31 protein-coding genes are annotated in these 26,249 nt (G+C 62.9%); 20 read left to right on the top strand and 11 right to left on the bottom strand.

Annotated features, from left to right (window positions below; all coding sequences use genetic code 11):
- Nucleotides 1-5: 5 nt before the first annotated feature.
- From BBJ66_RS01490 to BBJ66_RS01475, 4 genes are read left to right on the top strand one after another with little or no spacing between them, the layout of a single operon-like run.
- Entirely contained in the window at nucleotides 6-1,280 is a 1,275-nt protein-coding gene (locus BBJ66_RS01490; protein WP_071084472.1) for an imelysin family protein, read from the top strand.
- 46 nt (nucleotides 1,281-1,326) lie between these two features.
- Nucleotides 1,327-2,865, top strand: coding sequence for a di-heme oxidoreductase family protein (locus BBJ66_RS01485; RefSeq protein WP_071084470.1), 1,539 nt, complete (start codon nucleotides 1,327-1,329; stop codon nucleotides 2,863-2,865).
- Complete coding sequence (locus BBJ66_RS01480) at nucleotides 2,865-3,965, top strand: imelysin family protein (RefSeq protein ID WP_071084468.1); 1,101 nt, start codon at nucleotides 2,865-2,867, stop codon at nucleotides 3,963-3,965. Before BBJ66_RS01485 ends, BBJ66_RS01480 begins: the two co-directional genes overlap by 1 nt.
- Before the next feature lie 4 nt (nucleotides 3,966-3,969).
- Nucleotides 3,970-5,049: a DUF1513 domain-containing protein gene (locus BBJ66_RS01475; protein WP_071084466.1), complete on the top strand. Its 1,080-nt coding sequence runs from the start codon at nucleotides 3,970-3,972 to the stop codon at nucleotides 5,047-5,049.
- Here the strand turns inward: BBJ66_RS01475 and BBJ66_RS01470 are convergent.
- On the bottom strand, nucleotides 5,046-6,122 hold the full coding sequence (locus BBJ66_RS01470; protein ID WP_071084965.1) for a DUF2252 family protein: 1,077 nt from the start codon (nucleotides 6,120-6,122) through the stop codon (nucleotides 5,046-5,048). The two genes, BBJ66_RS01475 and BBJ66_RS01470, sit on opposite strands and share 4 nt — an antisense overlap.
- A 243-nt stretch (nucleotides 6,123-6,365) precedes the next feature.
- On the opposite strand from BBJ66_RS01470, the gene BBJ66_RS01465 reads away from it, so the two are divergent.
- The 3 genes from BBJ66_RS01465 to guaA all read left to right on the top strand — a co-directional run bounded on the left by BBJ66_RS01465 (nucleotide 6,366) and on the right by guaA (nucleotide 9,128).
- On the top strand, nucleotides 6,366-6,815 hold the full coding sequence (locus BBJ66_RS01465; RefSeq protein ID WP_003544704.1) for a PaaI family thioesterase: 450 nt from the start codon (nucleotides 6,366-6,368) through the stop codon (nucleotides 6,813-6,815).
- Nucleotides 6,812-7,450: a 5'-methylthioadenosine/S-adenosylhomocysteine nucleosidase gene (locus tag BBJ66_RS01460; RefSeq protein WP_049730780.1), complete on the top strand. Its 639-nt coding sequence runs from the start codon at nucleotides 6,812-6,814 to the stop codon at nucleotides 7,448-7,450. The genes BBJ66_RS01465 and BBJ66_RS01460 overlap by 4 nt, the downstream gene beginning before the upstream one ends.
- Before the next feature lie 115 nt (nucleotides 7,451-7,565).
- Nucleotides 7,566-9,128: a glutamine-hydrolyzing GMP synthase gene (guaA, locus tag BBJ66_RS01455; RefSeq protein ID WP_038686329.1), complete on the top strand. Its 1,563-nt coding sequence runs from the start codon at nucleotides 7,566-7,568 to the stop codon at nucleotides 9,126-9,128.
- A gap of 113 nt (nucleotides 9,129-9,241) precedes the next feature.
- Here guaA and BBJ66_RS01450 read toward each other — a convergent pair whose 3' ends face one another.
- The 3 genes from BBJ66_RS01450 to BBJ66_RS01440 all read right to left on the bottom strand — a co-directional run bounded on the left by BBJ66_RS01450 (nucleotide 9,242) and on the right by BBJ66_RS01440 (nucleotide 10,818).
- Nucleotides 9,242-9,676: a type II toxin-antitoxin system VapC family toxin gene (locus tag BBJ66_RS01450; RefSeq protein ID WP_071084464.1), complete on the bottom strand. Its 435-nt coding sequence runs from the start codon at nucleotides 9,674-9,676 to the stop codon at nucleotides 9,242-9,244.
- Nucleotides 9,673-9,972, bottom strand: coding sequence for a hypothetical protein (locus BBJ66_RS01445; protein ID WP_049730797.1), 300 nt, complete (start codon nucleotides 9,970-9,972; stop codon nucleotides 9,673-9,675). Before BBJ66_RS01445 ends, BBJ66_RS01450 begins: the two co-directional genes overlap by 4 nt.
- A gap of 144 nt (nucleotides 9,973-10,116) precedes the next feature.
- Complete coding sequence (locus BBJ66_RS01440) at nucleotides 10,117-10,818, bottom strand: helix-turn-helix transcriptional regulator (protein ID WP_071084462.1); 702 nt, start codon at nucleotides 10,816-10,818, stop codon at nucleotides 10,117-10,119.
- A 96-nt stretch (nucleotides 10,819-10,914) separates the two neighbouring features.
- Between BBJ66_RS01440 and BBJ66_RS01435 the strand changes: the two genes are divergently transcribed.
- Both BBJ66_RS01435 and BBJ66_RS32815 read left to right on the top strand, forming a co-directional pair.
- Nucleotides 10,915-11,331, top strand: a complete 417-nt coding sequence (locus BBJ66_RS01435; protein WP_071084460.1) for a VOC family protein — start codon at nucleotides 10,915-10,917, stop codon at nucleotides 11,329-11,331.
- Complete coding sequence (locus BBJ66_RS32815) at nucleotides 11,328-11,459, top strand: hypothetical protein (protein WP_244471372.1); 132 nt, start codon at nucleotides 11,328-11,330, stop codon at nucleotides 11,457-11,459. Before BBJ66_RS01435 ends, BBJ66_RS32815 begins: the two co-directional genes overlap by 4 nt.
- An 18-nt stretch (nucleotides 11,460-11,477) precedes the next feature.
- Here BBJ66_RS32815 and BBJ66_RS01430 read toward each other — a convergent pair whose 3' ends face one another.
- The 3 genes from BBJ66_RS01430 to BBJ66_RS01420 form a co-directional block, all read right to left on the bottom strand.
- Nucleotides 11,478-12,023, bottom strand: coding sequence for a YbhB/YbcL family Raf kinase inhibitor-like protein (locus tag BBJ66_RS01430; protein ID WP_071084458.1), 546 nt, complete (start codon nucleotides 12,021-12,023; stop codon nucleotides 11,478-11,480).
- A 38-nt stretch (nucleotides 12,024-12,061) separates the two neighbouring features.
- Nucleotides 12,062-12,916: a helix-turn-helix domain-containing protein gene (locus BBJ66_RS01425; protein ID WP_071084456.1), complete on the bottom strand. Its 855-nt coding sequence runs from the start codon at nucleotides 12,914-12,916 to the stop codon at nucleotides 12,062-12,064.
- A 269-nt stretch (nucleotides 12,917-13,185) separates the two neighbouring features.
- Nucleotides 13,186-14,082, bottom strand: coding sequence for a LysR family transcriptional regulator (locus BBJ66_RS01420; RefSeq protein WP_071084455.1), 897 nt, complete (start codon nucleotides 14,080-14,082; stop codon nucleotides 13,186-13,188).
- 125 nt (nucleotides 14,083-14,207) lie between these two features.
- Here BBJ66_RS01420 and BBJ66_RS32810 point away from each other — a divergent pair, with 125 nt between their 5' ends.
- From BBJ66_RS32810 to BBJ66_RS01405, 3 genes are read left to right on the top strand one after another with little or no spacing between them, the layout of a single operon-like run.
- Nucleotides 14,208-14,582: an Atu4866 domain-containing protein gene (locus BBJ66_RS32810; RefSeq protein WP_083335505.1), complete on the top strand. Its 375-nt coding sequence runs from the start codon at nucleotides 14,208-14,210 to the stop codon at nucleotides 14,580-14,582.
- Nucleotides 14,583-14,621: 39 nt separating this feature from the next.
- Entirely contained in the window at nucleotides 14,622-15,473 is an 852-nt protein-coding gene (locus tag BBJ66_RS01410; protein WP_190238043.1) for an oxidoreductase, read from the top strand.
- Nucleotides 15,474-15,514: 41 nt separating this feature from the next.
- The gene (locus BBJ66_RS01405) at nucleotides 15,515-16,249 is read left to right on the top strand and encodes an SDR family oxidoreductase (RefSeq protein WP_049735634.1); all 735 of its coding nucleotides are present in this window, start codon (nucleotides 15,515-15,517) and stop codon (nucleotides 16,247-16,249) included.
- A gap of 13 nt (nucleotides 16,250-16,262) precedes the next feature.
- Here the strand turns inward: BBJ66_RS01405 and BBJ66_RS01400 are convergent, their stop codons facing one another.
- Complete coding sequence (locus BBJ66_RS01400; protein ID WP_071084959.1) at nucleotides 16,263-16,826, bottom strand: methylated-DNA--[protein]-cysteine S-methyltransferase; 564 nt, start codon at nucleotides 16,824-16,826, stop codon at nucleotides 16,263-16,265.
- Nucleotides 16,827-16,991: 165 nt separating this feature from the next.
- Here BBJ66_RS01400 and BBJ66_RS01395 point away from each other — a divergent pair, with 165 nt between their 5' ends.
- The 4 genes from BBJ66_RS01395 to ybaK all read left to right on the top strand — a co-directional run bounded on the left by BBJ66_RS01395 (nucleotide 16,992) and on the right by ybaK (nucleotide 19,672).
- A complete protein-coding gene (locus tag BBJ66_RS01395; RefSeq protein ID WP_071084453.1) occupies nucleotides 16,992-17,600 on the top strand; it encodes a 2'-5' RNA ligase family protein in 609 nt (202 codons plus the stop codon).
- Between the two features lie 90 nt (nucleotides 17,601-17,690).
- On the top strand, nucleotides 17,691-18,749 hold the full coding sequence (locus tag BBJ66_RS01390; protein WP_071084957.1) for a succinylglutamate desuccinylase/aspartoacylase domain-containing protein: 1,059 nt from the start codon (nucleotides 17,691-17,693) through the stop codon (nucleotides 18,747-18,749).
- Nucleotides 18,750-18,837: 88 nt separating this feature from the next.
- Entirely contained in the window at nucleotides 18,838-19,188 is a 351-nt protein-coding gene (locus BBJ66_RS01385) for an ArsC family reductase (RefSeq protein ID WP_071084452.1), read from the top strand.
- Between the two features lie 10 nt (nucleotides 19,189-19,198).
- Complete coding sequence (ybaK, locus tag BBJ66_RS01380; RefSeq protein ID WP_071084450.1) at nucleotides 19,199-19,672, top strand: Cys-tRNA(Pro) deacylase; 474 nt, start codon at nucleotides 19,199-19,201, stop codon at nucleotides 19,670-19,672.
- Between the two features lie 2 nt (nucleotides 19,673-19,674).
- On the opposite strand, the gene BBJ66_RS01375 is transcribed toward ybaK, so the two are convergent.
- Nucleotides 19,675-20,118 carry a MarR family winged helix-turn-helix transcriptional regulator gene (locus BBJ66_RS01375; protein ID WP_071084955.1) on the bottom strand — a complete coding sequence of 148 codons (444 nt, stop codon included), beginning with the start codon at nucleotides 20,116-20,118 and terminating at the stop codon, nucleotides 19,675-19,677.
- A 79-nt stretch (nucleotides 20,119-20,197) separates the two neighbouring features.
- Between BBJ66_RS01375 and BBJ66_RS01370 the strand changes: the two genes are divergently transcribed.
- Entirely contained in the window at nucleotides 20,198-20,881 is a 684-nt protein-coding gene (locus BBJ66_RS01370) for a glutathione S-transferase family protein (protein ID WP_071084448.1), read from the top strand.
- A gap of 250 nt (nucleotides 20,882-21,131) precedes the next feature.
- Nucleotides 21,132-22,385, top strand: a complete 1,254-nt coding sequence (locus tag BBJ66_RS01365; RefSeq protein ID WP_071084447.1) for an aminopeptidase — start codon at nucleotides 21,132-21,134, stop codon at nucleotides 22,383-22,385.
- Here the strand turns inward: BBJ66_RS01365 and BBJ66_RS01360 are convergent.
- Nucleotides 22,333-23,244 carry an EamA family transporter gene (locus BBJ66_RS01360; protein ID WP_071084445.1) on the bottom strand — a complete coding sequence of 304 codons (912 nt, stop codon included), beginning with the start codon at nucleotides 23,242-23,244 and terminating at the stop codon, nucleotides 22,333-22,335. The genes BBJ66_RS01365 and BBJ66_RS01360 overlap by 53 nt on opposite strands.
- 81 nt (nucleotides 23,245-23,325) lie before the next feature.
- Between BBJ66_RS01360 and BBJ66_RS01355 the strand changes: the two genes are divergently transcribed.
- A complete protein-coding gene (locus BBJ66_RS01355; protein WP_071084443.1) occupies nucleotides 23,326-23,823 on the top strand; it encodes a MarR family winged helix-turn-helix transcriptional regulator in 498 nt (165 codons plus the stop codon).
- 284 nt (nucleotides 23,824-24,107) lie between these two features.
- On the opposite strand, the gene xseA is transcribed toward BBJ66_RS01355, so the two are convergent.
- Nucleotides 24,108-25,691, bottom strand: coding sequence for an exodeoxyribonuclease VII large subunit (xseA, locus tag BBJ66_RS01350; RefSeq protein WP_071084441.1), 1,584 nt, complete (start codon nucleotides 25,689-25,691; stop codon nucleotides 24,108-24,110).
- A gap of 298 nt (nucleotides 25,692-25,989) precedes the next feature.
- Between xseA and BBJ66_RS01345 the strand changes: the two genes are divergently transcribed.
- Nucleotides 25,990-26,235, top strand: coding sequence for a hypothetical protein (locus tag BBJ66_RS01345; protein WP_071084439.1), 246 nt, complete (start codon nucleotides 25,990-25,992; stop codon nucleotides 26,233-26,235).
- Nucleotides 26,236-26,249 lie beyond the last annotated feature (14 nt).

The following is a 26,249-nucleotide window of genomic DNA, read 5'->3' as shown; positions in this document are numbered from 1 at the left end:
GGATCATGAAGCTCAATACATTCCGCGCAGCCGTGCTGGCGATTGCCCCCGCCGCCCTGCTCGCCCTTCCCGCGCATGCCGAAACCGATGCCGCCGCCGTGGTCAAACATTATGCCGAGGTGGCGCATGCGAAATACGAAGACTCGCTGACAACGGCGAAGGCGCTCGACGCCGCGATCGACGCCTTCCTGAAGGCGCCCACCAACGAGACGCTGAAGGCCGCCCGGGACGCCTGGATCAAGGCGCGCGTTCCCTATCAGCAGACGGAAGTCTATCGCTTCGGCAATCCGATCGTCGACGACTGGGAAGGCAAGGTCAATGCATGGCCGCTCGATGAAGGCCTGATCGACTATGTAGATCCCTCCTACGGCACCGAGAGCGACGAAAATTCGCTGTATGTCGCCAATGTCATCGCCAACAAGACGATCAAGATCGACGGCAAGGATGTCGACGCCTCCAAGCTGACGCCGGAATTCCTCTCCGGCACGCTTGCCGAGGCCGGCGGCATCGAAGCCAATGTCGCGACCGGCTACCACGCCATCGAATTCCTGCTCTGGGGCCAGGATCTGAACGGCACGGGACCCGGCGCCGGTGACCGCCCGGCAACCGATTACGACCTCAAGAACTGCACGCACGGCAATTGCGACCGCCGCGCCGAATATCTGAAATCCGCCTCCACCCTGCTGGTTTCCGACCTGCAGGAAATGACCGACAACTGGAAGGCGGACGGCGCTGCGACGAAAAATGTCGAAGCCGACGCGAAGGCCGGTCTGGTTGCGATCCTGACTGGCATGGGTTCGCTCTCCTATGGCGAGCTTGCCGGCGAGCGCATGAAGCTCGGCCTGCTGCTGCACGACCCTGAGGAAGAGCATGATTGCTTCTCCGACAATACCTACAACTCGCATCTGAACGACGCGATCGGCATCGCCGCCGCCTATACCGGCAACTATACCCGCGTCGACGGCACCAAGCTCAGCGGCCCGTCGCTGCACGATCTGGTGGCCGCCAAGGACAAGGCGCTCGATGCCGAGATGGAAGGCAAGCTCAACAAGACGCTCGACGCGATGAACGCCATGGCGAAGCGCGGCGAGACGGTCGAGAAGTACGACCAGATGATCGGCGAGGGCAACAAGGAAGGCAATGCCGTCGTCCAGGCCGCCATCGACGGGCTGATCGACCAGACGAAATCGGTACAGCGCGTTATTGCCGCACTCGATCTCGGCACGGTTCAGCTTGAAGGTTCCGACAGCTTGGATAATCCTAACGCCGTCTTCAAATAAGCAAAAAGGCGGGCCGCTTCGATGACGGAGCGGCCCGAACCCTGAAATGTCGCATGCCCCGGCCCGCCGATTGATCGCCCGCGCAGCGCTCTGCGCCACGCTTGCCGGTTTTTCCGCAACGATCGCCGCCGGTTTCGATCTGCCGACGACACGCACCGACCTCTCCGACGCCGATCTGACACGTGTCGCCGACGTCACCCGGCCGACCAGGGATTTTTCCAAGGCCGAGCAATACGAAGCGATGCAGGCGGGTGCGACGACCTCGATCGATCCGGTTACCGAAGACAGTTTCTCGCATATTTCGGCCAATATCCCCTTCGAGGAAGAGCAGAATTTCAAGCTCGGCAATGCGCTTTTCCGCAAGCTCTGGGTTTCCTCGCCGTCTTCGACGCAGGCCTCCGATGGCCTCGGCCCGCTCTTCAACGCCCGCTCCTGCATGAGCTGTCACGTCAATGACGGCCGCGGCAAACCGCCGGAGGGAGGCCCAAGCGCCGTCTCGATGTTCCTGCGGCTTTCCCGTGCAGCCGGGACGGCGGAGGAAGAAAAGGCGATCGCAAGCGCAGATGTCCTCAATTTCCCCGATCCGGTCTATGGCCATCAGCTGCAGGATCTTGCCGTACCCGGCCTTGCCGCCGAGGGCCGGATGGCGATCCGCTACGATGAGGAGACGGTGACACTCGGCGACGGCGAGACCGTGTCGCTGCGCCGGCCGCATTATGCGGCCACGAACCTTGCCTACGGACCGCTCGATGCCGCGACGACGATCTCGGCGCGTGTCGCCCCGGCGATGATCGGCCTCGGGCTGATCGAGGCGATTCCCGAAGCCGATATCCTTGCCCATGCCGACCCTGAGGATGCCGATGGCGACGGCATTTCCGGCAAGGCGGCGATCGTCCGCGACCACCGCAGCGGCAAGATCGCGCTCGGCCGCTTCGGCTGGAAGGCGCAGAACGCCACGGTCCGCGACCAGAATGCCGATGCCTTCGCCAATGATATCGGCATCTCGACACCCGACCATCCGGACGCGCATGGCGATTGCACCAAGGCGGAGGAGAAATGCCTCGAGATGCCGACCGGCGTGCAGAAACGGCTGGGCGAGCAAGAAGCGCCCGGTCCCATTCTCGACCTCGTGACCTTCTATTCCGAAAACCTTGCCGTTCCCTCGCGCCGCAAGGCGAGCTTTCCCGAGACGCTGAAGGGCAAGCGGATCTTCTATGAAAGCGGCTGCATTTCCTGCCATGTGCCGAAATTCGTCACCCGCCGGGATTCACCCGACAAGGTGCAGTCCTTCCAGCTGATCTGGCCCTATTCCGATTTTCTCCTGCACGATATGGGCGACGGGCTTGCCGACGGGCAACAGGTCGGCCTTGCAAGCGGACGTGAATGGCGCACGCCACCGCTATGGGGTATAGGACTGACCCGGACTGTCAGCGGACACAGCTTTTTCCTGCATGACGGCCGTGCGCGGAATCTCACCGAGGCGATCCTTTGGCACGGCGGCGAAGCTGACAAGGCCCGCAACGCTTTCTCCTCCCTGTCGAAAGACGACAGGGAGGCCCTGATTACATTCCTGGAGTCACTTTGATGCGCCTTTGGCACCCCCTGCTCTGCCTCACTCTGATCGGCCTCGCCACATCAGCGGCCGCCCAGACCGCCGCTCCTCCGGCAGGGCTGAACGAGGATGCCGTTCCCGCCGTCATGCAGCGCGCCGTCGACGAGGTGATCCGCCCGGGCTACCGCAACATGCAGCAATCGGCCGCCCGGCTGACGACGGCGATGAAGGATCTTTGCGACGGCGGCACCCAGCAGACGCTCGACAAGGCGAAATCGGCCTTCGACGATACGATCCGCTACTGGTCGATCATCGAAATCGTCCAGACCGGGCCTGTCATCCAGGACAATCTCTTCGAGCACATCCTGTTCTACCCGGACCGCAAGGGCGTCGGCCTGAAGCAGGTGCAGGCGCTGATCGCCAAGGCCGACCCGAAGGATGCGACGGTCGATGCGATCGCCGGCAAGAGCGTGGCGCTGCAGGGCCTGACGGCGCTGGAATACGTGCTTTACGGCAAAGGCTCCGACGATCTGATCAAGCAGAAGGGCGGCTTCCGCTGCCTTTACGGCGCCGCGGTCGCCGGCAATATCCAGCGTGAGGCCGGCGAAGTCGTCGCCGCCTGGGAAAAGCCCGACGGCGTGCAGGCGAGCTGGAAACATCCCGGCCCGCAGAGCGATGAATTCATGGACAACAAGGAGGCTGTGACCGCGCTGCTCGGCATTCTCGTCCACGGCGCGGAGAATGTCCGCGACCAGCGGCTCGAACAGTTCTACAAGGGCAAGGATACGCCGCCGCGTCCGCGCATGGCGATTTACTGGCGCTCGAAAAATACCTGGAAATCGATGGCCGCCAATCTGGAGGGGCTGCGCACGCTCTGGCAGAAGGCCGGCATGGCCGAGCTTCTGCCAGCGGACAAACAGGCGGTCGCCGCTTCGATCGACGAGGATTTCAAATCGCTGCTCGACAGCGTGCCGAAACTCAATCCCGATATTGACGCCGCCGTCAGCGATGCGGAAAAGGCCAAGCTCGACACGCTTTTGGCCGAAAGCCGTGATCTGATTACCCGGATCAGCGATGAGTATGGCGCGGCTGTCGGCCTTTCGGCCGGCTTTTCCTTTTCTGACGGGGACTGAAACGATGATACGGACAGCTGCGATCAGCCGACGCGATTTCGTCAGGGCGGCCGGACTCGGCTTCCTCGCGAGTTTGGCGCCGAAGTCGCTGATGGCTTTGGAGCGGGCGGACGCAGTCTATGCCTCGGGCATTCGGGCGGCCGACGGCTCCTTTGCCGTCGCCACCGTGACCGAGCGCGGCGAGATCGTCGATCAGGTCAAGCTTCCCGCCCGGGCCCACGGCATGGCCTTCAGCGCCGCCACCGGCAGGACCGTCGCCTTCGCCCGCCGGCCCGGCACTTATGCGATGATCTTCGACCCCTGGCACAAAAGCGAGCCGATCGTCATCAGCGCCAGGGAAGACCGGCATTTCTACGGTCACGGCGCTTTTTCTCCCGACGGTCGTTTTCTCTATGCCAGCGAGAACGACTTCGACGGCAATCGCGGCATGATCGGCATCTACGACGCCAGCAACCGCTTCACCCGCATCGGCGAATTCGAGACCTACGGCATCGGCCCGCACGACATGACGGTTTCCGACGACGGACGCCTTCTGATCGTCGCCAATGGCGGCATCGAGACGCATCCGGATTTCGGCCGCACCAAGCTCAATCTCGGGGAGATGCAGCCGTCACTGGTGCTGGTCGACGCGGCGACCGGGGCGCTCATCGAAAAACATGTGCTGCCGGCGCAATGGGCGGAGCTTTCCACCCGCCACGTCGATCTCGACGACAAGGGCCGCATCTGGTTTGCCTGCCAGTACGAAGGCCACCGCAAGGACCTGCCGCCGCTCGTCGGCCATTTCGCCAAGGGCGAAGATCTTTCCTTCATCGACCTGCCGGAGGAGACGACGCGCAGGCTTGCCAATTACGTCGGAGCGATTGCCGTCAATCGCAGCGAGGGCATCGTCGGCATTACCTCGCCGAAGGGCGGCACCTCCGTGACCATCGATGCAAGGACGGGCAAGGTGCTGGCCGAGACCAGCGTTCCGGACGCGGCCGGCATCGCGCCGGCAAAAAGCGGCTTTGCCGTCTCCACCTATGACGGCGATTTCCTGTCGACCCGCAGTGACGTCGCCTGGGATCAGCATATCGTGCGGATCTAGTCGGCGTGAGAATAGGCCTTCTGCTCGGCACTGATGCTTGAGGCCGCGGCTCTTGCCGCCTCATGCAGCCATTCGTTTCCCCGTGCCTTGATATCGCGGAGGATCACGGCGACCGCCGCCGCATCGTTGGAATGGCAATTGGCGATCTCGAAACCCATCAGCTCGAGCATCGTCGGCGAAAGCAGGATTTCGGGGTGCCGGTCGATTTCGATCTTACAGCTGTTCGGCGAGAGCCGGCGAACGAGGATGCGGCCGGAAACCTGGTAGTGCGGATCGGCGCACCGCGCCCGCCCATTGGCGATCTCTCCCGCATGGATCGCCACGTCCTCAGGTCTGTGGCGAAGCGACCAGGCTGACGGCAGCAGCGCCTTGGCCTCACGCAGCACCGGCCCGCCCTGCCATTCCGCATAGGCGACGAAACGCGGCCGACCGAGGCTGCCGGTGCCGCCGCTGCGTGGCTTCGCCACGAAAGGTCCCGAGCCGGACGGCAGTGCAGCCGCGAGCCCCTTGACATAGGCTGATGGCGGCGACTCCTTGCCAGGAGGCAGCATTTCGTATTTCTCCCAAAATTCCCGGCGCTCGGAATTCGGCAGCATCAGCGCCTTGCGCAGCCATTTGTGATCGCGTTCGAGGATGACGGGCAGCGGATTTTCAAGGCCCCTGAGATAGCCGCTGAGGATCGTCTCGCTTATCATCCGCACCGAGGGACCGTCGTCGCCACGGGCCAGCACGGCGCTTGCCGCAAGACGGACGAGATCCAGCGCATAGGGCATCATCGCCGCGTCGTCGAAATCATTGACGCCCCAGACGAGCCGGCCTTCGGCATCGCGCCAGGTGCCGAAATTCTCCAGATGCGTATCGCCGATCGCCAGCACCTCCGGCGCGCGGCCAAGTTCCGGGCAGATATCGAGGATGATCTCGCACCAGCGCCAATAGGTGGCGCGCAGGAAGACGAAGCCGCCGCTGCGCATCTTCTCGTGCTTCTCTAGAAGATCCTCCTTGACGAGGTCGCCGCCGAGCTCATCGGCCAGCCAGGTCTCGAAATGCCGGACCGATTGCGATATCGTCGTCATGCGCCGGCGCTCCATTCTTTCGAGACAGGACGCGGAGAATACGCGCCGGGCGCGAAGCTGCAATCGTCTTCGCACCGGCTTGCATCACCGGCTTATCACCGGTTTGCATGGCGACGGAAAGGCGAAAGGTTGCCCCGGCGACACGGCCGCGGCTTTCCATCGGCACCGAAACCGATTTCAGCAATGTGCAGCTTGTCGAATCCGGCCCGCCATGCCACTTTCCCGGCTGCAAGAGGGGCAGACATGAGCGAGACTGACAGGGGCGATTTCCGCGCGCGAATCCGCCGCAATTTTGCGCGCCAGGCGGCGATGGAAACGATCGGCGCGGAGCTGACGCGCGTCGAGCACGGTGTCGTCGAGATCGAGCTTCCCTTCGACGTCAAACTGACACAGCAGCACGGCATCCTGCATGCGGGCATCATTTCTGCAGCGCTCGATTCGGCCTGCGGCTTTGCCGCCTACAGCGTCATCGACCCGGAAGCCTCGATCCTGACGATCGAGTTCAAGGTCAATCTCATGTCGCCGGGGCGTGGCGATCGTTTCCTGTTTCGCGGGGAAATCACCAAACCCGGCTCCACCATCATCGTTGCCGACGGGCGAGGCTACGCGATCAGCGACGGGCCGGCGAAACTCATCGCCTCCATGACCGGAACGATGATGGTGATCCGCGGTAGAGAAGGAATTACGGGATGAAGTTCGAGCTGAAATCGGTCGCGGGAAAATCCATGCTGTTCGTCATGGCGGCGGAGGCCGAATACGGCCCCTTCCTGCGGTCGCGCATCGAACCTTTGATGACCGGCGTCGGCCCGGTCGAAGCGGCGGTGGCGCTGACCAAGACACTGTCGCGACTGGATGCAGCCGACGACCTGCCGGATCTCGTCGTTTCCCTCGGCTCGGCCGGCTCCGCCAAACTAGAGCAAACCGAAATCTATCAGGTAACCTCGGTTTCCTACCGCGACATGGACGCTTCGCCGCTCGGCTTCGAAAAAGGCCGGACACCGTTTCTCGACCTGCCGGCAACACTTGAACTGCCGCTGCGCATTCCCGGCATTGCCGAAGCAAGCCTTTCCACCGGCGGCAATGTCATTTCAGGTGCTGCCTACAGCGCCATCGACGCCGACATGGTCGATATGGAGACCTATGCGGTGCTGCGCGCCTGCCAGGGTTATAAACTGCCATTGATCGGTCTTCGCGGTATTTCCGACGGCGCAGTCGAGCTGCAGCACATCTCCGGCTGGACCGAATATCTGCACATCGTCGACCGCAAGCTCTCCTACGGCGTCGACAGCCTGTTCACGGCGCTGGAGGACGGGGTTTTCTGGTTCTAGGCCCTAAAGGCCGCGCGCCTTTCCCGGCGCGCGAGGGGACAATCGGAACAATAAAAACCCGATGCCGCCGATTTCCCGGATTGCAAGGCGAAGCGCTTTTCATTAAAGCCTCGCCATGACCCAGACAGCACATCCCGACTCCGTTCTCATCGTCGATTTCGGCAGCCAGGTGACCCAGCTCATCGCACGACGCGTGCGCGAGGCCGGCGTCTATTGCGAGATCGTTCCCTTCCAATCGGCCGAAGAGGGCTTCAAGCGCCTCCAGCCGAAAGCCGTGATCCTGTCCGGCAGCCCCGCTTCGACGGTGGATGAAGGGTCGCCGCGAGCGCCGCAGATCATCTTCGACAGCGGCCTGCCGGTGTTCGGCATCTGCTATGGCCAGCAGACGATGTGCATGCAGCTCGGCGGCAAGGTCGAGAGCGGCCATCACCGCGAGTTCGGCCGCGCCTTCCTGGATGTCGACAAAGACTGCCAGCTGTTCGAGGGCCTCTGGTCCTCCGGTTCGCGCCATCAGGTCTGGATGAGCCATGGCGACCGTGTCACGGCGCTGCCTGACGGTTTCGAGGTGGTCGCCACCTCCTCCAACGCGCCCTACGCCTTCATCGCCGACGAGAAGCGCAAATATTACGGCGTGCAATTCCATCCCGAGGTCGTGCACACGCCCGACGGCGCCAAGCTGATCGGCAACTTCATTCACAACATTGCCGGCATCAAAGGCGACTGGTCGATGTCGGCCTACCGCCAGAAGGCGGTCGACGAGATCCGCAAGCAGGTGGGCGACAAGCGCGTCATCTGCGCGCTTTCGGGCGGCGTCGACAGCTCCGTTGCCGCGCTGCTGATCCACGAGGCGGTCGGCGACCAGCTGACCTGCATCCTGGTCGACCACGGGCTGATGCGCAAGGATGAGGCGGCCAACGTCGTCGCCATGTTCCGCGAGCACTACAATCTGCATCTCCTGCATGTCGACGCGTCCGACCGTTTCATCGGCGAGCTCGAAGGCGTTTCCGACCCGGAAACCAAGCGCAAGATCATCGGTCGGCTGTTCATCGAAACCTTCGAGGAAGAGGCGAAGAAACTCGGCGGCGCCGATTTCCTCGGCCAGGGCACGCTCTATCCCGATGTGATCGAGAGCGTTTCCTTCACCGGCGGTCCGTCGGTGACGATCAAATCGCACCACAATGTCGGCGGCCTGCCGGAGCGCATGAAGATGCAGCTCGTCGAGCCGCTGCGCGAACTCTTCAAGGACGAGGTGCGCGCGCTCGGCCGCGAACTCGGCCTGCCCGATAGCTTCATCGGCCGCCACCCCTTCCCCGGCCCCGGCCTTGCGATCCGCTGCCCCGGCGGCATCAGCCGCGAAAAGCTGGAGATCCTGCGCGAGGCCGATGCGATCTATCTCGACGAAATCCGCAAGGCCGGCCTCTACGACGCCATCTGGCAGGCCTTCGCCGTGCTGCTGCCCGTCCAGACCGTCGGCGTCATGGGCGACGGGCGCACCTACGAATTCGTCTGCGCATTGCGTGCCGTCACCTCCGTCGACGGGATGACCGCGGATTTCTACCATTACGACATGGAATTCCTCGGCCGCGCCGCAACGCGCATCATCAACGAGGTGCGCGGCATCAACCGCGTGGTTTATGACGTGACGTCGAAGCCGCCCGGTACGATTGAGTGGGAATGAGCACAGCTGTCAGCGCCAAAGCACCGTGCGTTTGAAAGACGCGCAAGGGACGCTGTGACACTTGGAGTTGCCGCATAACTCCTCAAATCGATTCCCATTTGAGGAGTTATGCGTCAATCTGTCGTTCTACGGATCGGATTGATGATCCGGAGTCCGGCAAAATCCTTTTCATTATCCGTTACCACCACGCACTCGTTGGCATGGGCAACAGCGGCGATAATCATGTCGAGCCCGCTACGTGGTTTTCCTGCCGCTTTCCCCTCCGCCATCAGTCGCGCCCAGATCAGGCCCGCTTTGTCGTCGAACGGCAGGATGCGGCCTGCAAACAGCGCCTGCGGCCCTTCGCGCCCCGAAAACCACTTATCAAGAGTGTCGCGTTTCTTGCCGCCTGGCTTCTCCAAAATGCCTCGGCGGATCTCGGCGACGGTCAGCGAGGCGATGAACAAGTCTTCGTCGCGTTGTGTCGACATCCATGCCAGGAGCGATTCCGATGGCTGCGGTTTGACAATATTGCTGAGGATGTTGGTATCCAGAAGAAAGCGCGTCACAGGTCGACTTTGCGCCCCTCTTCACGGGGTCGGGAAAGATCGAGTTCCGCGTCGACCAGCGGTGAACGACGCAATGCGGCGAGAATTCCGCCAGGCTTCGGCGGTTCGCCGGCGATCGACTTGCTGACAGCCGCGCGAAGCTCCGAAGCCTCAGGCGTGTCCTCCGACAGGCGTCGGGCGAGCGATCGGATAAGGTCGCGATCGGCATCCCGGCCGAGCACTTCGAAGCGCGCCAAACCACGCTCGCCAAGGCGGGATCGATAGTTTTGGATCGCGCGCTTCTGTGAACTTCCCATGATAGCCTCCGGCTTATTTCCAGTAATATAGCCAGACATGGGGCTTTCAGCAAGATTGCGCGGTCGGCGCGCATCGACAGCCTCGTCGGCCGTCACCCCTTCCAAGTCCGATTCTGCCATCCGCTGCTCGGCGACTCCCGATGATCAATGGTCGGACCGAGAGCGATGCTCCTCGCGCCATCGCTCCCAGCGGCGAAGCAGGTCGCCCTTCCTTAGGCCGTTGCTCGCCTGCAGCACCTCTATCTTGATCATGCGGTCGGTTCGGAAGTGACGGAAATCTTGCCTCAACTCGCACCAGGCAACAATCAAGCGCGTTGCGTCTCCGTAACCGAGTATGATCGGCCACACGACCCGCTCGGTCTCCTCCCCGGTATCGGATCGGTAGTGCAGGCGAAGCTTCCGATCTTCACGGATCGCACGGCGCAATTCGTTCGTGTCGACCGTGTCTGCCGGAGGGACCCTGCTAGGCTTTGCTCCAACGCTTGGCTCGACGATATAGGGACGCAGTCTTTCAGGGATAACAGCAGCAATCTTGCTCATTACGTCCTGCGCCGCTGCGGATAACACCTTATCGCCGCGTGCGGCGACCCATTGTGCGCCAAGCACGATCGCCTCGATCTCGTCGGGCGTCAGCATCAAAGGCGGCATGTCATAGGCAGGGTCGAGCAAATAACCGAAGCCCGCCTCTCCGACGATGGGGACGCCTTGGCCGATCAGGTCGGTGATATCGCGGTACACCGAGCGCCTGGACACTTCGATCTCCTCGGCCATTGTCGCGGCAGTCACCGGCCGGGTCGTACGGCGCAGGATCTGAATGATCTGAAACAGACGGTCGGCTTTGCGCATTGCTGTTGACTCCTGTTGCCATGATGCTGGCAACAGGCCTGTGCGACAAGCAGCAATGCCGCGCGCAGGTCCGCGGCCTTCTCGAAAGGAAAAGTCATGAAATTTGCCTCAACCCGGCTGATTGCCGGTGATATCAAGGCTGTGGTCGGCTTCTACGAAATGGTCACCGGACAATCGGCCGAGTGGTTGGCGCCGGTTTTCGCGGAGATCATCACCCCTTCTGCGGCGCTCGCCATCGGCAGCGTGGAAACCGTGCCGCTGTTCAAAGAGGGCAGTGCCGAGGCTGGCGCCAATCGAACCGCGATCATCGAGTTCATGGTGGACGACGTCGACGCAGAATATGCCCGACTGAAGGATAAGGTCGAACTTGTTCATGAGCCTAAACTGATGCCGTGGGGCAATCGGTCGGTGCAGTTCCGCGATCCGGAAGGAACGCTTGTCGCGCTGTTCATGCCGTTTAGTGAAGCGGCAAAGAAGCGCTTTGCATCGCGATCATCGCTCACGGCGGCGTGAGCTTTGCCCGCAGTCTGATCGGCCAGGGACTGGTCGATCAGTTTGCTCTGCTTGTGATCCCCGTGGCGCTGGGCAAAGGCCTGTCGTTATTCTCCGGCGCGGTGGCGAATATCTATCGGCCGGCCTGACCCGCCGGCCGGCCGGTTTCAGCGGCCGTAAGTGACTTCGACGGAGGCCTTGTCGAGCGTATTTGCCCTGACATAGTAGCCGACCATGGCGCCCGGCGCGGTATCGGGAAGCGGCAGCTTGTCGACCGAGAGCGCGTAGACGGTGAACTGGTAATGGTGCGGCGCATCGCCGGTCGGCGGGCATGCGCCGCCATATCCGGATACGCCGAAATCCGTCCGGCCTTCCACGGCTCCGGCAGGAAGCTTCTTCTCACCGCTGGCCCCGGTAGCGATCTTCGAGGCATCGGCGGGAATGTTGAAGACGGACCAATGCCACCAGCCCGAGCCGGTCGGAGCGTCCGGATCGTAAGCCATGACGGCGAAGCTCTTGGTTCCATCAGGCGCACCCGACCAGACCAGTTCCGGCGAGATATTCTTGCCGGTGCAGCCGAAGCCGTTGAAGACCTGCGCATCGGCCATGGGCTTGCCTGAGATCAAATCTCTAGAGGTGAGCTTCATTTCCGCCTGAGCGGCCGTGGCGCCGAAGACGGAGGCGGCGAGAAGGACTGTTGTTATGAGACGCATGCTGTTTTCCTGCGGTTGGTGATGCAGGAAAACTAGCGTCAGCCCGGGAGCCTATCTGCCCCGCTACGCTCAACTTCTGCCCCGATCCGCTCAAAGTGCTCCGGTCCGCTGCGCACATGGCGCGGATTGACGCCGAAGCGCTCTTTGAACCGCGCCGAAAATTGCGACGGCGAGTCGTAGCCGACTTCGAGCGCCACCTGCGCCATCGGCAAGGTTGTCGTTTGAATGAGAGCCAGGGCGCGATTCATCCTTGTATCGCTCAAGATCTCGCTGAAACCTGTCTTCTCGGCGGCCAGCTTACGCCTGAGCGTCGCTTCGCTCATGTTGAACGCGCGCGCCGCCTGCCCCAGTGTCCAATCGAAGGCCGTATCACTTTCAATCATCTGCCGCAGCCGATCCTCGAGCCGAGGACTTTGGCATTGGCCCAGCACCGCTCCACTGAGCGCAAACCAGGTGATCAGCTCTATCAAGCGAGCCTTGGCAATGGCGCCGGGAAGCCTCGTCAGATTGCCGGGCTGACAGCAATAGTCAAACAATGCCGCCGCTTCCTCCGGCAGGTTCGGGGCACTTGCCGGGACAGGCCGCGATGGAACGGCGATCGATCCCATACTGAGATAAGCGTCCTCGAAAAGCTGTCTCGGAACAGGAAGCGCCAGGGTCTGGTACTTCTGCGGCGCCTTGGGGATGTTCTCCATCGTCAACGGCCGATAGTCGGGCAGCAGGCCATAGGCGCCGGCCTCGAGGCGCAAAGCCTTATCATCCGCCATAACGATCTTCGTTCCCGACTGCACCTGGATCAGCAAGGGGCTCGTATTGACGAGGCGATAAAAACAGGCCCGACCGCCCTGGCGGATCAAGGCCCTGGTCGGAACGGAAAAGACGTCTTCCAGCATATGGTCTCCGGCAACGGAATGGGGCAGAGCGCTACCGTCTCCCTCTGGGGGATACCAAAACCGAGTGCGAGCGGCAACCTTGGGCCGGGGCACAGCTCCCATTCTAGCGATTGTCGGGCCGTCCGGCATAAGCGACCGATGCGCACAGCCTCCGCGGCTGCCTCTGGCATCGGGATTCGAATCTGGATAGTTCTTCTGCAGCAATGGTTTGCCTGACGGCAGAGGGACTTCCGCAGCCGACAGTCTTCCGCCGCGGCGACGGGCCCTATCTACCGCCTGCCGGGGGCGCGGATATGGTCCACCAGCGCCCGCAGCTTCAGCGGCTGCCGCTGGCGCCTGGGATAATAGAGATAGAAGCCCGGAAAGGGCGGGCAGAAATCCTCCAGCAGCAGCACGAGTTCGCCGCGGTCGACATAGGGCTGAAAGGTTTCCACCATGCCGAATGTGATGCCGGCGCCGGCGCAGGCCATGCGGATCATCATGCCCATGTCGTTGGTCGTGACGGCGGGATCGACGGAGACGTCGAAATCGCGATCATTCTCGGTGAATTCCCAGCGATAGGGCGCGGTATCCGGGCGCGGGCGCCAGCCGATGCAGGCATGGTCCTGCAGTTCGCTTGGATGGCGGGGACGGCCGCGGCGCTCGAGGTAGGCATGGGATGCGGCGGCGCATTGCCGCTGCGGCTCGGAGACGGAGATCGCGATCATATCCTGCTCGATGACTTCCCCCAGCCGGACACCGGCGTCGAAGCCCGCCTCGACGATATCGAATTCGTCATCGGTGACGGTGATATCGAGTTTGATCTCAGGGCAGGCCTCGATGAAGCCGGCCAGCAAGGTGCCCGATAGAAAACTCTCGGCGATCGAGGAAACGGTGATCCTCAGCAGGCCGCTCGGGCGCGCCTGCATGTCCCGCACCGTCTGCATCGCATCCCTGACCTGCCGCACCGATGGGCGAACCGCCTCGAAGAACACTTCGCCGGCCTCGGTCAGGCTGACGCTGCGTGTCGTGCGCTGCACGAGCGCAACGCCGAGGCGATCCTCCAGGCGTTGCAAAGCCTGGCTGACGGCGGAGCGGGTGACGCCGAGCCGCTCGCCGGCAAGACGAAAGTTGCGCGCTTCCGCCACTGCGAGAAAGACCGAGATGCCTTCGAGATCGTCACTCATTAGTTAGTATTTCTAACCAAGGCATCTCCGATTGGCAACTTAATCACGTCGACCAAGGATACTATCTTCCTCTCGAGGCCAGGCAAGGCAGGCTCATGCACAGGCCTCTTTCGAAGGGAAGACCGATGCGAAACATTTCAGCGAGACCTGTTCTGCATATTTTTGCCGCAACCACCTTGGCCGGTACGGCGATCGGCTCGTCGGCCGCGGATGCCCTCAACGACCGGCAATCCGTGCGTCAACAAACAAGCGAGAACATCATGCAGCACCATCCTTACGTCGGCATGTGGGTCACGGATGACGGCCGTGTGCGCCACGAACTTCTGGCCAACGGCCGTTATGACGAAGCTCGCGGCAGCCGGGAAAGCGCCTATCGCGGCCGCTACGAAGTCACCGGAAGCCACATCGAATACTGGGACGACACCGGCTTCACCGCCGACGGCGATTTTGTCGACGGCGATACTCTCCATCATGGCGGCATGGTGCTTCGCCGCAAATAACCCATCACTCGGGATAAGGGCCGTTTCCGGCCGGAAAGGATGACGATCATGTCTTCCACCACACCCATCTGGTTCATAACAGGCGCTTCGTCCGGTCTCGGCCGGGCGCTTGCCGAAGCGGTTCTCGCCCGTGGCTGGCGCGCCGCCATAACCGCGCGCACACCCGAGGCATTGAGCGATCTCACGGCAGAACACGGAAACCGCGCACTTGCTCTCGCACTCGATGTGACGGACAGCCGCTCCGTCGCCCGCGCGGTTCATGATGCCGAGGCGCATTTCGGGTCGATCGACGTGCTCGTCAACAATGCCGGCTACGGCTACCTCGCGGCGATCGAAGAGGGCGAGAATGCTGAGATCCGCGCCCAGTTCGAGACCAACGTCTTTGGCTTGATAGATGTGACCAGGCAGGTCCTGCCGGGAATGCGGGCACGCCGGCGGGGGCACATCTTCAACGTCTCCTCGCTCGGCGGGCTCGTCGCCTTCGCTGCCACCGGCTATTACCACGCCACCAAATTCGCGGTCGAAGCCCTGTCGGAATCGCTGTCCCATGAGGTCAAGCCACTCGGCATCGATGTGACGATCCTCGAGCCCGGCGCCTTCCGCACGGACTGGGCCGGCCGATCGATGGTCGAATCCAGGACTGTTATCGACGACTATGCCGAGACATCGGGCAAGCGGCGCCAGGCCACCCGTTCGGTCTCCGGCAAACAGCCGGGCGATCCGGCGCGTGCCGCAGCCGCGATCATATCGGCATTCGAGGCGGAGGAGCCGCCGCTGCGGCTGCTCCTCGGCGCACCCGCCCTGAAGATCGCCCGCGAGCGGCTCGACGCGCTGCGGGCAAATTTCGACGCCTGGGCGGAGACGACGCTGAGCGTCGATTTCCCCAGTTGATCGCACACCCGAGGAAACCTCAGCCTGAAAAGGAGCTTGAAATGTCTGGTATCGAAGGAAAAGTCATTGCCATCACCGGCGCCAGCAGCGGCATCGGAGAGGCCGCGGCAAGGGTGCTGGCTGCCGCGGGCGCCCATATCGTGATCGGCGCACGCCGCAGCGAGCGGCTGCGGGCGCTCGCCGGCGAAATCGAATCCAGGGGCGGCAGCGTGCGCCTGAGAAAACTTGACGTCACCGACCGTTCCGAGGTTGATGCCTTTGCAGGTTTTGCGAGATCCGAATTCGGCCGGTTGGACGTCATGGTCAACAATGCCGGCGTCATGCCGCTTTCGCCGCTTGCGGCCCTCAGGGTCGACGAGTGGGACCGGATGGTCGATGTCAACATCAAGGGCGTGCTCTATGGCATCGCCGCAGCCCTACCGATCATGAAGGCGCAGGGATCCGGGCAGATCATCAACCTGGCTTCGATCGGCGGCCACAGCGTCTCGCCAACGGCCGCCGTCTATTGCGCGACGAAATTTGCGGTGCGGGCGATTTCGGACGGGCTGCGGCAGGAGACCGATTGCATCCGCGTGACCGTCATTTCTCCCGGCACGACGACATCGGAACTGGCCGACACGATCACCGATCCGACGGCGCGAGACGCCATGAGAGCTTTCAGGGCGGTGACGATCAGCCCAGAGGCGATCGCCAATTCGATCCTCTATGCCGTCAGCCAGCCCGATGACGTCGATGTCAGCGAGATCATCATCCGGCCAACGGCCAGCCCGCATTGAGTTGCCGTCACGCCTAAAACCCCAGCGATTGCTGGGCGGGCGGCGGCGGGGCGAGGTTGACGCCTTCGAGCTCCAGCATGCGGGTCTTCGACGACGAACCGCCGGGAGCGGAGAAGCCGCCGATCTTGCCGCCAGCCGCCAGCACCCGGTGGCAGGGAATGATCAGCGCGACAGGGTTCTTCGCCATCGCCTGGCCGACGTCGCGGGCGGCTTCCGGCCCGGCGCCAAGCTCCTTGGCCAGCGCGCCGTAGGTGGTCGTGCGGCCCCAGCCGACACGCCTTGCCGCCGCATAAATATCCCGGAAGAAGGCATCCTGCCCGGCAAGATCGAGTTCGACGCCGGAAAAATCCGTTTCCTCGCCCTGAAAATAGCGCTTCACGGCGGCGACCGTTTCGAGCACCGCAGGCGTCGGCGCGCCGGGTTCGGCCTCCGGCAAGCGGCGCAGCAGCAGGCGTTCGGTCGCTTCCGCTGACTTCGTCGGCAGCTGAAAACGGGTGATACCGGCGTCGCTCCAGGATATGCCGCAGAAACCGCCTGCGGTTTCGAAAATGAAATAGTGATGGATCGTCTGGGCCATGACGCAGCCTCCGCGTTGTCGGTTACCACCAAAATCGTACGGGACGGCCGCTGTTTCAACCCGATTCTTGCGCATCTCGTTCTTTTTTTGTTCTTGATATTCTCCCTTGCCGGCGTATCTTTCGCCCATTTTGGAGCGCGAGGCGGTCATGACGACCTGACAGGCATGGACCAGATTTCCCTCGATTTCGACCATGGTCAAAATCGGCGCGGGCGGGCGGACGAAAACCGGAACGGCGGCCACAGGCTTTTCTTTGCGCTCCGCCCGCCTGCGATCGTCGAACGGCAAGCGGCTTCGATCGCCGATGACTATGGCAAAACCTTCTGCCTTTCCGCAACGCCGCGACTGACGACGCTGCATGTGAGCGTTATCGGCATCGGCGACTATGACGTGTTGCCGGAGGACGTGATCTTTGCGGCCCGGCAGGCCGGCGCCACGGTCGAGGGCGCGCCGATCGCGGTCACCTTCGACAGGATCATGAGCTTCAGGCGGGAAGACAAGGCGCGGCCGCTGGTGCTCTGCAGCAAAGGCGGGCCGATGCCGCTCATGCGCCTGCATGTCCAGTTGGGCGTCGGCATGCACAATACCGGATTGCGTCACAATATCGATCGCAATTTCACGCCGCATATGACGCTGCTCTATGACCGCAAAGCGGTGCCGCCGGCGAGCCTCGATCAACCAGTTTCATGGACGGCGCGGGAATTCCTGCTGATCCACAGCCTTCTCGGAAAGACCGAACACCACATCATCGATCGCTGGCCGCTGCTCGGCTGAGGGCACGTGCCCGGTGAGGCTTGCGCTTGCCGGACATCCGCGCATAAAGCTGGAGGAACCGTTCGGATGCAAATGCGGAGCGAAGACAGCATGGATGTTTCAGAGATCATCATCCCGGGCGATACGCCGGGAACCGAGTGGCGGCTGCCGGTGCTGCGTTTTGCCGGCCGCGATCCGAAAGCGCCGACGATCTATATCCAGGCGGCCCTGCATGCCGGCGAACTGCCGGGAACGGCGCTCCTGCATTTCCTCTGCGAGCGGCTGCGGCAGGCGGAAAGCGAAGACGGGATCGCCGGCGACATCACTATCGTGCCGCAGGCCAATCCGATCGGCGCGGCGCAGTCGCATTTCGGGGATTTGCAGGGCCGTTTCGACCTTAACTCCCGCACCAATTTCAACCGGGATTTCCCGCTGATCTCCCTTGCCGATCGGGCAACGCTGATCGAAGAGCTCGACGATTATCCGGCTACCGACAGGCTGAAGCGGCAGCTCCTGCATATGGCGCTCGGCGCCGATCTCGTCCTCGACCTGCATTGCGACGACGAATCCCTGCAATATGCCTATATCGACGAGGCCTTCTGGCCTGAAGCGGCCGATCTTGCCGCCGCCCTCGACATGCAGGCCGTGCTGCTTTCGGATGGCGAAAGCTCGGCCTTCGAAGAGGCCGTCGGCTTTGCCTGGAAGTATGAGGTTCCCGGCGAGCGCCGATCCCGGCTGCCGGGCAGGCTTTCCGTCACCGTCGAGCTGCGTGGCAAGCGCGACGTCGATCCGGCGCTGGCAAAGCAGGATGCTGACGGGCTTTGGCGTTTCCTTGCGGCGCGGGGGATCGTCAACGGCGGGACAGAGGCAACCGGATTTTCCGGCCCGGCCGTGCCGCTCGACAATGTCGAGATCCTCCGCGCGCCGGAAGGTGGGGCCGTGCTCTTCCATCGCAATATCGGCGACAGGATTGCGCAGGGCGAGCTTCTGGCGACGATCGTCACCCGGCCGGGGCAGCCGGGCGGCAGCCTCGACCTGCATGCGCCGCAGGACGGGCTGATCCTGACCCGGACGTCCGACCGGCTGGTGCGGCGGCGCGGCGACCTGATGAAGATCGCCTGCGGCGGCCCCAGCAACGCCTCCCGCAAGGCCGGCGCACTGGAGAATTGAGCAGGCGCTGCCGGGGATAAATGCCGCACGGCGTTTGCGCCGCCCTTTGCGCATGTTATCCCGTCGCATCACAGGGAGATCGATCGGCATGACCGTCACCATTTATGGCATCAAGAATTGCGACACGATGAAGAAGGCCCGCAGTTGGCTGGAAGCTCACGGCGTCGCCTATGAATTTCACGATTACAAGGCATCAGGCATCGACCGCGCCCATCTCGAATCCTGGGTCGATCAGGCCGGCCTCGATACCGTCCTCAACCGCGCCGGCACCACGTTTCGCAAACTGCCCGATTCCGAGCGCGAGAATCTGAGCCGGGAAAAGGCGATCGCGCTGATGCTCGATCAGCCGTCGATGATCAAGCGTCCGGTGCTGGCGGCGAAGGGCAAGCTGCTGGTCGGCTTCAAGCCGGAGGTTTACGCCGGCACGTTCGCGGGATGATCGGCGGCCAATGTCCAAGACCACGCGCGCGACACAGCTTCTTTCCCAGGCAGGCGTCGCCTTGACCGTCCATACCTATGATTACGATCCCGGCGCCGAGCGCGTCGGGCTGCAGGCGGCCAAGGCCTTGGGCGAAGAGCCGCATCGGGTGCTGAAGACGCTGATGGCCGAGGTGGACGGCAAGCCGGTCTGCGTCGTCGTGCCGTCGGATCGCGAAGTCAGCATGAAGAAGCTCGCCAGCGCCTTTGGCGGCAAGTCGGCCAATATGATGAAGCCGGCCGATGCCGAGCGACTGACGGGCTATCATGTCGGCGGCATCAGTCCCTTCGGCCAGAAGAAGACCGTGCCGACGGCAATCGAGGAAGCCGCCCTTGCCGAACCGCTCGTCTACATCAATGGCGGGCAGCGCGGCTTGCAGGTGCGGCTCGATCCGAAGGATGCGCTGAAAGCGCTGAAAGCTATCGGCGCGCCATTGGTCGCCTGATATCAAAGGAAGCGGTCGAGCAGGCCGGCAAGCGTCTTCGCCTCGTTTTCGGCAAGCTTGCAGCCAATATGGGTCTCGATCGCGCCGCCATAAACGGCCCACATGCGCTCGCGGAGCTGCCGGCCGGCCTCGGTGATCACAACCCAGCGGCCGCGCCCATCCTCGGCGAAGACCTCGCGCCGGACCAGGCCCTCCCTTTCCAGCCGGTCGATCAGGCGGGAAAGATTATACTGCGCAAGCAAAGTCCGCTCTTCGATCTCATAGGGGCGCAGCCTGCCTTCCCCGGCGCGCGCCAGTTCCCACAGCACGTCATACCAGGCAAGCGGCGGCATGTCGGCCGCCTTCAGGTCGGCTTCGATCGCGCCGAGCAGGCGCTCGCGGACGCGCATGATGCTCGTCCAGGCAAGGGTGGAGGCTTCGCTTGGTTTCGGCATTTTCTCAGGCATAAATGCAATTACATCTATCTTGAATTCCGTCGCAAGCGCTATTAGATGCATTTGCATAGATTGTGATCAGGAGATTTCCATGAGCAGGCTTACCCTCATCAGCCATCATCTCTGCCCCTATGTGCAGCGCGCCGCGATCGCGCTTCTCGAAAAGGGCGTGCCTTTCGAGCGCATCAACATCGATCTTGCCGACAAGCCGGATTGGTTTCTGGAGATCTCGCCGCTCGGCAAGGTGCCGCTGCTCAGGATCGAGGAGGAGGATGGCAGCGAGGCCGTTCTGTTCGAAAGCAGCGTCATCTGCGAATATCTGGAGGAAACGCAGCCAGGCGTCGCGCTGCATCCCAAAGACGCGCTGACGCGTGCCTTCAATCGCGGCTGGATGGAATTCGGCTCCTCGGTGCTTTCCGATCTCTGGGGTTATGAAACGGCGCAGGATGAATTGCAGCTGGAGGCCAAGCGCAAAGCGCTGATGTCCAAATTCGCGACGCTCGAAGCGGCGCTGGGCGACGGGCCTTATTTTGCCGGCAGCAGCTTCGGCCTGGTCGATGCCGTCTTCGCGCCGGTCTTCCGCTATTTCGATCTCTTCGATACGCTTGGCGACAGGGGCATCTTCGAAGGGCTCAAGCGGATGAAACGCTGGCGCAAGGCGCTGTCCGAGCGCGCAAGCGTGAAGGCGGCCGTCGGCGAGGATTACCCGCAGCGGCTGACGGAATTTTTGGAGAAGCATAACTCGATCCTGCTCAGGCTGCCTGCCGCCGCCTGAAGCGCAACTGGCGGCCGGACATCCATCCGGCCGCCGGCAATTCGGCGACACGACACTTCATTTTCGCCGCAAATGGGTCTAAGTCTGCCAGCCTCTTGGAGCGGTTCAACTTTTCACGGAAGCGCAGAACCGCTCCAATCTTTTGGATCTACGCAATTCCCGGCAAAAGCGCTTCGCGCTTTGCCTGAGAAAACCGCTTCGCACTTTTCCTGGAATTGCTCTAGCGTCGATGACAGAAGGCAGGTTGAACATGACTTTCATGCCCCAGAGCCAGAACACCATTGATCCCGTCAAGCTGGAGAAGCTTGCTGAGGTCGCCGTCAAGGTCGGGCTGCAGCTGCGCAAGGGTCAGGATCTGGTCGTCACCGCACCTGTGGTGGCGCTGCCGCTCGTTCGGCTGATCACCAAGCACGCCTATCAGGCCGGCGCCGGGCTGGTGACCGCTTTCTATTCCGACGAGGAAACGACGCTTTCGCGCTATCAGTACGGCAGCGACGAGAGCTTCGACCGCGCCTCCGACTGGCTTTATGAGGGCATGGCCAAGGCCTACGCCAACGGGGCGGCGCGCCTTGCGGTTGCCGGCGACAATCCGCTGCTGCTGTCCGAGCAGGATGCTGGCAAGGTCGGCCGCGCCAATCGCGCCACATCGACCGCCTACAAGCCGGCGCTGGAAAAGATCTCGAATTTCGACATCAACTGGAACATCGTCTCCTATCCCAATCCGTCCTGGGCCAAGGTGGTCTTCCCCGGCGATCCTGAACCGATCGCCATCGCCAAGCTCGCCAAGGCGATCTTTGCCGCCTCGCGCGTCGATGTCAGCGATCCCGTCGCCGCCTGGGCCGAACACAATGCCAATCTGGCCAAGCGCTCCGCCTGGCTGAACGGCGAGCGCTTCGCTTTGCTGCATTTCCAGGGACCGGGCACCGACCTGACAGTCGGGCTTGCCGACGGGCACGAATGGCATGGCGGCGCTTCCACCGCCAAGAACGGCATTACCTGCAATCCGAACATTCCGACCGAGGAAGTCTTCACCACGCCGCATGCGCTGCGCGTCGAAGGCCATGTTTCCAGCACCAAGCCGCTGTCGCACCAGGGCACGCTGATCGACAATATCCAGGTGCGCTTCGAAGCCGGGCGCATCGTCGAGGCGAAGGCATCGCGCGGCGGAGAGGTCCTGAACAAGGTGCTCGATACCGACGAAGGCGCGCGCCGGCTCGGCGAAGTGGCGCTGGTGCCGCATTCCTCGCCGATCTCGGCGAGCGGCATCCTGTTCTACAACACGCTGTTCGACGAAAACGCCTCGTGCCACATCGCGCTCGGCCAGTGCTATTCCAAGTGCTTCCTGAACGGCGCGACACTCAGCCAGGAGGAGATCAAGGCGCAGGGCGGCAATTCCAGCCTGATCCATATCGACTGGATGATCGGCTCGGGTAAGGTCGATATCGACGGCGTCAAGCCGGATGGTTCGCGGGTTCCGGTGATGCGGCAGGGCGAATGGGCCTGACCGGCATCGTCGCGCGCTGACTGAGCCAGACGCTAGCAAGGACCATGGCGAAGCCGGCGATCTGCACCGGCGCCAGGCTCTGGCCGAGCGCCAGCCAGCCGAGCAGGGTGGCGACGACGGGGCTCAGAAAGCCGAGCGAGGCGACCGCCGAGGGCTCGATGCGCGACAGGCCGCGAAACCACAGCAGATAGGTGAAGGCCGCGCCGATCAGGCCGAGATAGGCGATGCCGGCGATATTTGCGACGGTCGGTTCCGGCAGCGCCGGTTCGAGGAAAAGCGCAAAAGGCACCAGCAGGATGCCGCCTGCCGTCAATTGCCAGGCGGTGAAGGTGAGGTTTGACACCGGCGGCGCCCAGCGCCGCGTCAGCACCGTGCCGAAGGCCATCGAGACGGCGCCGGCGAGACCGGCGGCAACGCCCGCAGGATCGAGCCCCGCCTTCGGCGTCAATACCAGCAATCCCACGCCGACCATGCCGGCAAGACCCGCCAAGACGGCAAGCGGCCGGATCGGCTTGCCGAGGAAAAGCCGCGACAGCGCGATGACGATCAGCGGCTGCACCGCGCCGACCGTTGCGGCAACGCCGCCCGGCAGCCTGTAGGCCGAGACGAAGAGCATCGCCCAGAAGAACGCGAAGTTCAGCGCGCCGAGAACGAAGGCGCGGCCCCACCAGATGCCCGTCGGCAGCTTGCGAACAATGAGCAGCAGAAGCAGACCTGCCGGCAAAGCGCGCAGCATCGCGACGGTGAGCGGATAGCCATATGGCAGGAAGGATGTCGTCACGAAATAGGTGCTGCCCCAGATGGCCGGAGCCACGGCGGTGATCAGCACATCGGCGAAATATCGTGAGTTTGTCTTCATTTCAAGAATCTCTATATCAAGATAAATTCAGGGTAGCACAATTTATCTTGACGTCAAGATATCTCGTGGTATCGATGTGACATGGGTGAAGAGAAGCAAGATCATGTCGACAGAATCCTGGCGCAATGGCGCCAGGAACGTCCGGATCTCGACGTCGAACCGATGGGCATCCTCGGACGCCTGAAGCGCCTCGGCACCCATCTCGGCCGCGAAGTGGAGGCGGTGCTCATGAAGCACGGGCTTTCCACCTCCGCCTTCGACGTGCTGGCCACGCTTCGCCGCTCCGGCGCGCCGCACCGGCTCTCGCCGGGCGAACTCCTGGAGATGACCATGGTCAGCTCCGGTACGATGACCAACCGCATCGACCAGTTGGAGAAATCAGGCTTCGTCGAGCGCATCGTCAACCCGGATGACAGGCGCAGCGTGTTGATCGCGCTGACAGATAAGGGGCTGGCGACGGTGGAAGCGGCCGTCGATGCGCATGTCGCCAATCAGCACCGGCTGACGGGGAATCTGAGCGCTGCCGATAAGGCGGAACTCGACCGGTTGCTCAGGACGTTTCTTTCGGATTTCGAGTAACTTCACCATGTAGCGACGCGCTTGCGGCATGGATGCTCGGGTCAAGCCCGAGCAGGACGGAGGGTGGGGGACCCGAGCGGCAAGATAGGGACGTCCGAAGGAATTTCAGTAAAATGGGCCAGCAGTTCTGCGTCGGAATCGCGCAAAATAAAACACGGCAATTTCAACAAAATCACCGCTGCGCTTGCATTCCTTGCCGCATAGGCACCCTCACCCTCCGTCGTCCTCGGGCTTGACCCGAGGACCCATGGCCGCAACCAGCGCGTCGGCCGCTAGGACCCGCTCTAAAACAGACTTCCCTGCTTCGACGGATCGCCGGTTTCCCTGGCGGGCCGCTTCCTCAGCGAGGCGGGCGGTGCGCCGTCTTCCGTGGTCACCGCGCCGATGCGGCCGTCGGAAAATTCGATAGAGACTGCGGCACCTGTCGAAAGAGCTGAAGCCTGCGACACCGGCCTGTTCTCATCGTCGCGGATCACCGCGTAGCCGCGCTTCAGCACATTCTTGTAGGAGAGCGACTGCAGCACGCGATCCTGCGCCGCAAGTGCTGCTTTTGCCCGGATCAGTCGATGGGATGTCGCGGTGTCGGCGTGCCGGATGAGATTGGCGAGGTGGTCGCGGGCGCGGCCGGTCTGCGCCTGCAGGCGGGCTGGGAGCGAGGCGAAGACCGCCTCGGCGCGGCCGACGCGGGATTTCGAGCGGTCGATCAGCCGCTCGACCATGCGCTCGGCCCGCACCATCCGCTCGTTCAGAGTCTGCCGCCGCTCGGCGATGCGGTTGGCCAGCACATCGGGGCGCAGATGCGCGGCGACGCGCTCGAAGCCGCGGCGCTTGTTGATGGTGTTGAGTTCCAGTCCGCGGCCAAGGCCGGCCGCCGCCTCATCGAAACGCCGGCGCGGCAAGGCAAGAAGCTGGTCGAGCGACGGCAACGCCCGCATCAGAGCGCGCACCGACTGGCGGCGATGGTCCATCTGCCGGTTCATGCAGCCCTGCAGCCGCGCGGCAAGGGCAGCGGCCTGCGCCTCGAGCTCCGCCTTAACCGGCACAGCCATCTCGGCAGCTCCTGTCGGCGTCGGGGCGCGGACATCGGCGGCATAGTCGATCAGCGTCCAGTCGGTTTCATGGCCGACCGCCGAGATCAGGGGTATCCGGCTTTCGGCGGCCGCACGCACGACGATCTCGTCGTTGAAACTCCAGAGATCCTCAAGGCTGCCGCCGCCGCGCGCGACGATCAGCACGTCCGGGCGGGGGATGGCGCCGGCCGGCTCCAGCGCGTTGAAGCCGCGAATGGCGTTCGCCACCTCCTCGCCGGATCCCTCGCCCTGAACCTTCACCGGCCAGACGAGGACATGCACGGGAAAGCGATCGGAGATCCGGTGAAGAATATCGCGGATCACGGCGCCGGTCGGCGAGGTGACGACCCCGATCACATCAGGCATGAAAGGCAGCCGCTTCTTGCGGTCGACATCGAACAGGCCTTCGGCGCCAAGCTTGCGCTTGCGCTCCTCGATCAGCGCCATCAGCGCGCCGGCGCCGGCCGGCTCCAGCGTCTCGATGACGATCTGATATTTCGAGGAGCCGGGAAAGGTGGTGACCTTGCCGGTGGCGATCACCTCCATACCCTCTTCCGGACGGAACTTCAGCCGCGAGAAGGTGCCTTTCCAGATGACCGCGTCGATGCGGGCGCGATCGTCCTTCAGCGCGAAATAGGCATGACCCGAAGAATGCGGCCCGCGATAGCCTGATATTTCGCCGCGCACACGAACTTGGTCGAAGGCCGTTTCGACGGTGCGCTTGATCGAGCCGGAAAGCTCCGAAACCGAATATTCGGCAAGGTTGGTCGGCGAATCGCTGTCGAAGAGGTTGCTCATCCCTTCTTTTTATGTCGATCGGCGGCAAACGGGAAGGTCGGTATCGGCGCAGCGAGCCTGTTTTCCCGGCTGTCGAAGTCGGCGGCGGCGGGCGCATGTGGTCGCGGCAGCCTGGCGGGTGAACAGCGAAATCGGGTAAATCCGTTTGGTTGCGGAACGCATCGTTAGAATGCGCGTTATAGACGAAAGGGATTGCTAACCACCGCAATACAAAGGCTTTTCGGCGGAGCCTGCCGGTAAATCTTTGTTAGCTGGCGCTTCCTATGCTTCCCCTCGTTATCACTGGGAAGGTGCTGAAATGATTATTCTCACAGCAGCAGCATTGGGCATCACCGCCGGGCAAACGCGCTCGGCTGCCGCAATCGCGTTGGTTGCCGCGCTGATCGGAATAACCTTCGCGGTGGCGGCGATCACCTCGCCCGGGCCGGTCTCCATGCTGGCCTTCGTCTATGCCGTTCTCGGCTATAATGGCGGCCTCATGCTCTTCGTTCTCGGGCTCTATGCCAAAACGCGGCTTCGCCCCGCGACGCGCGTTTCCCACTAAAGGCTAGCCGAAAA

The sequence above is a fragment of the Rhizobium sp. RSm-3 genome (genome assembly GCF_001854685.1).
GTDB classification, from domain to species: Bacteria; Pseudomonadota; Alphaproteobacteria; order Rhizobiales; family Rhizobiaceae; genus Rhizobium; species Rhizobium ecuadorense.
This window is presented reverse-complemented; position numbering and strand designations above follow the sequence as displayed.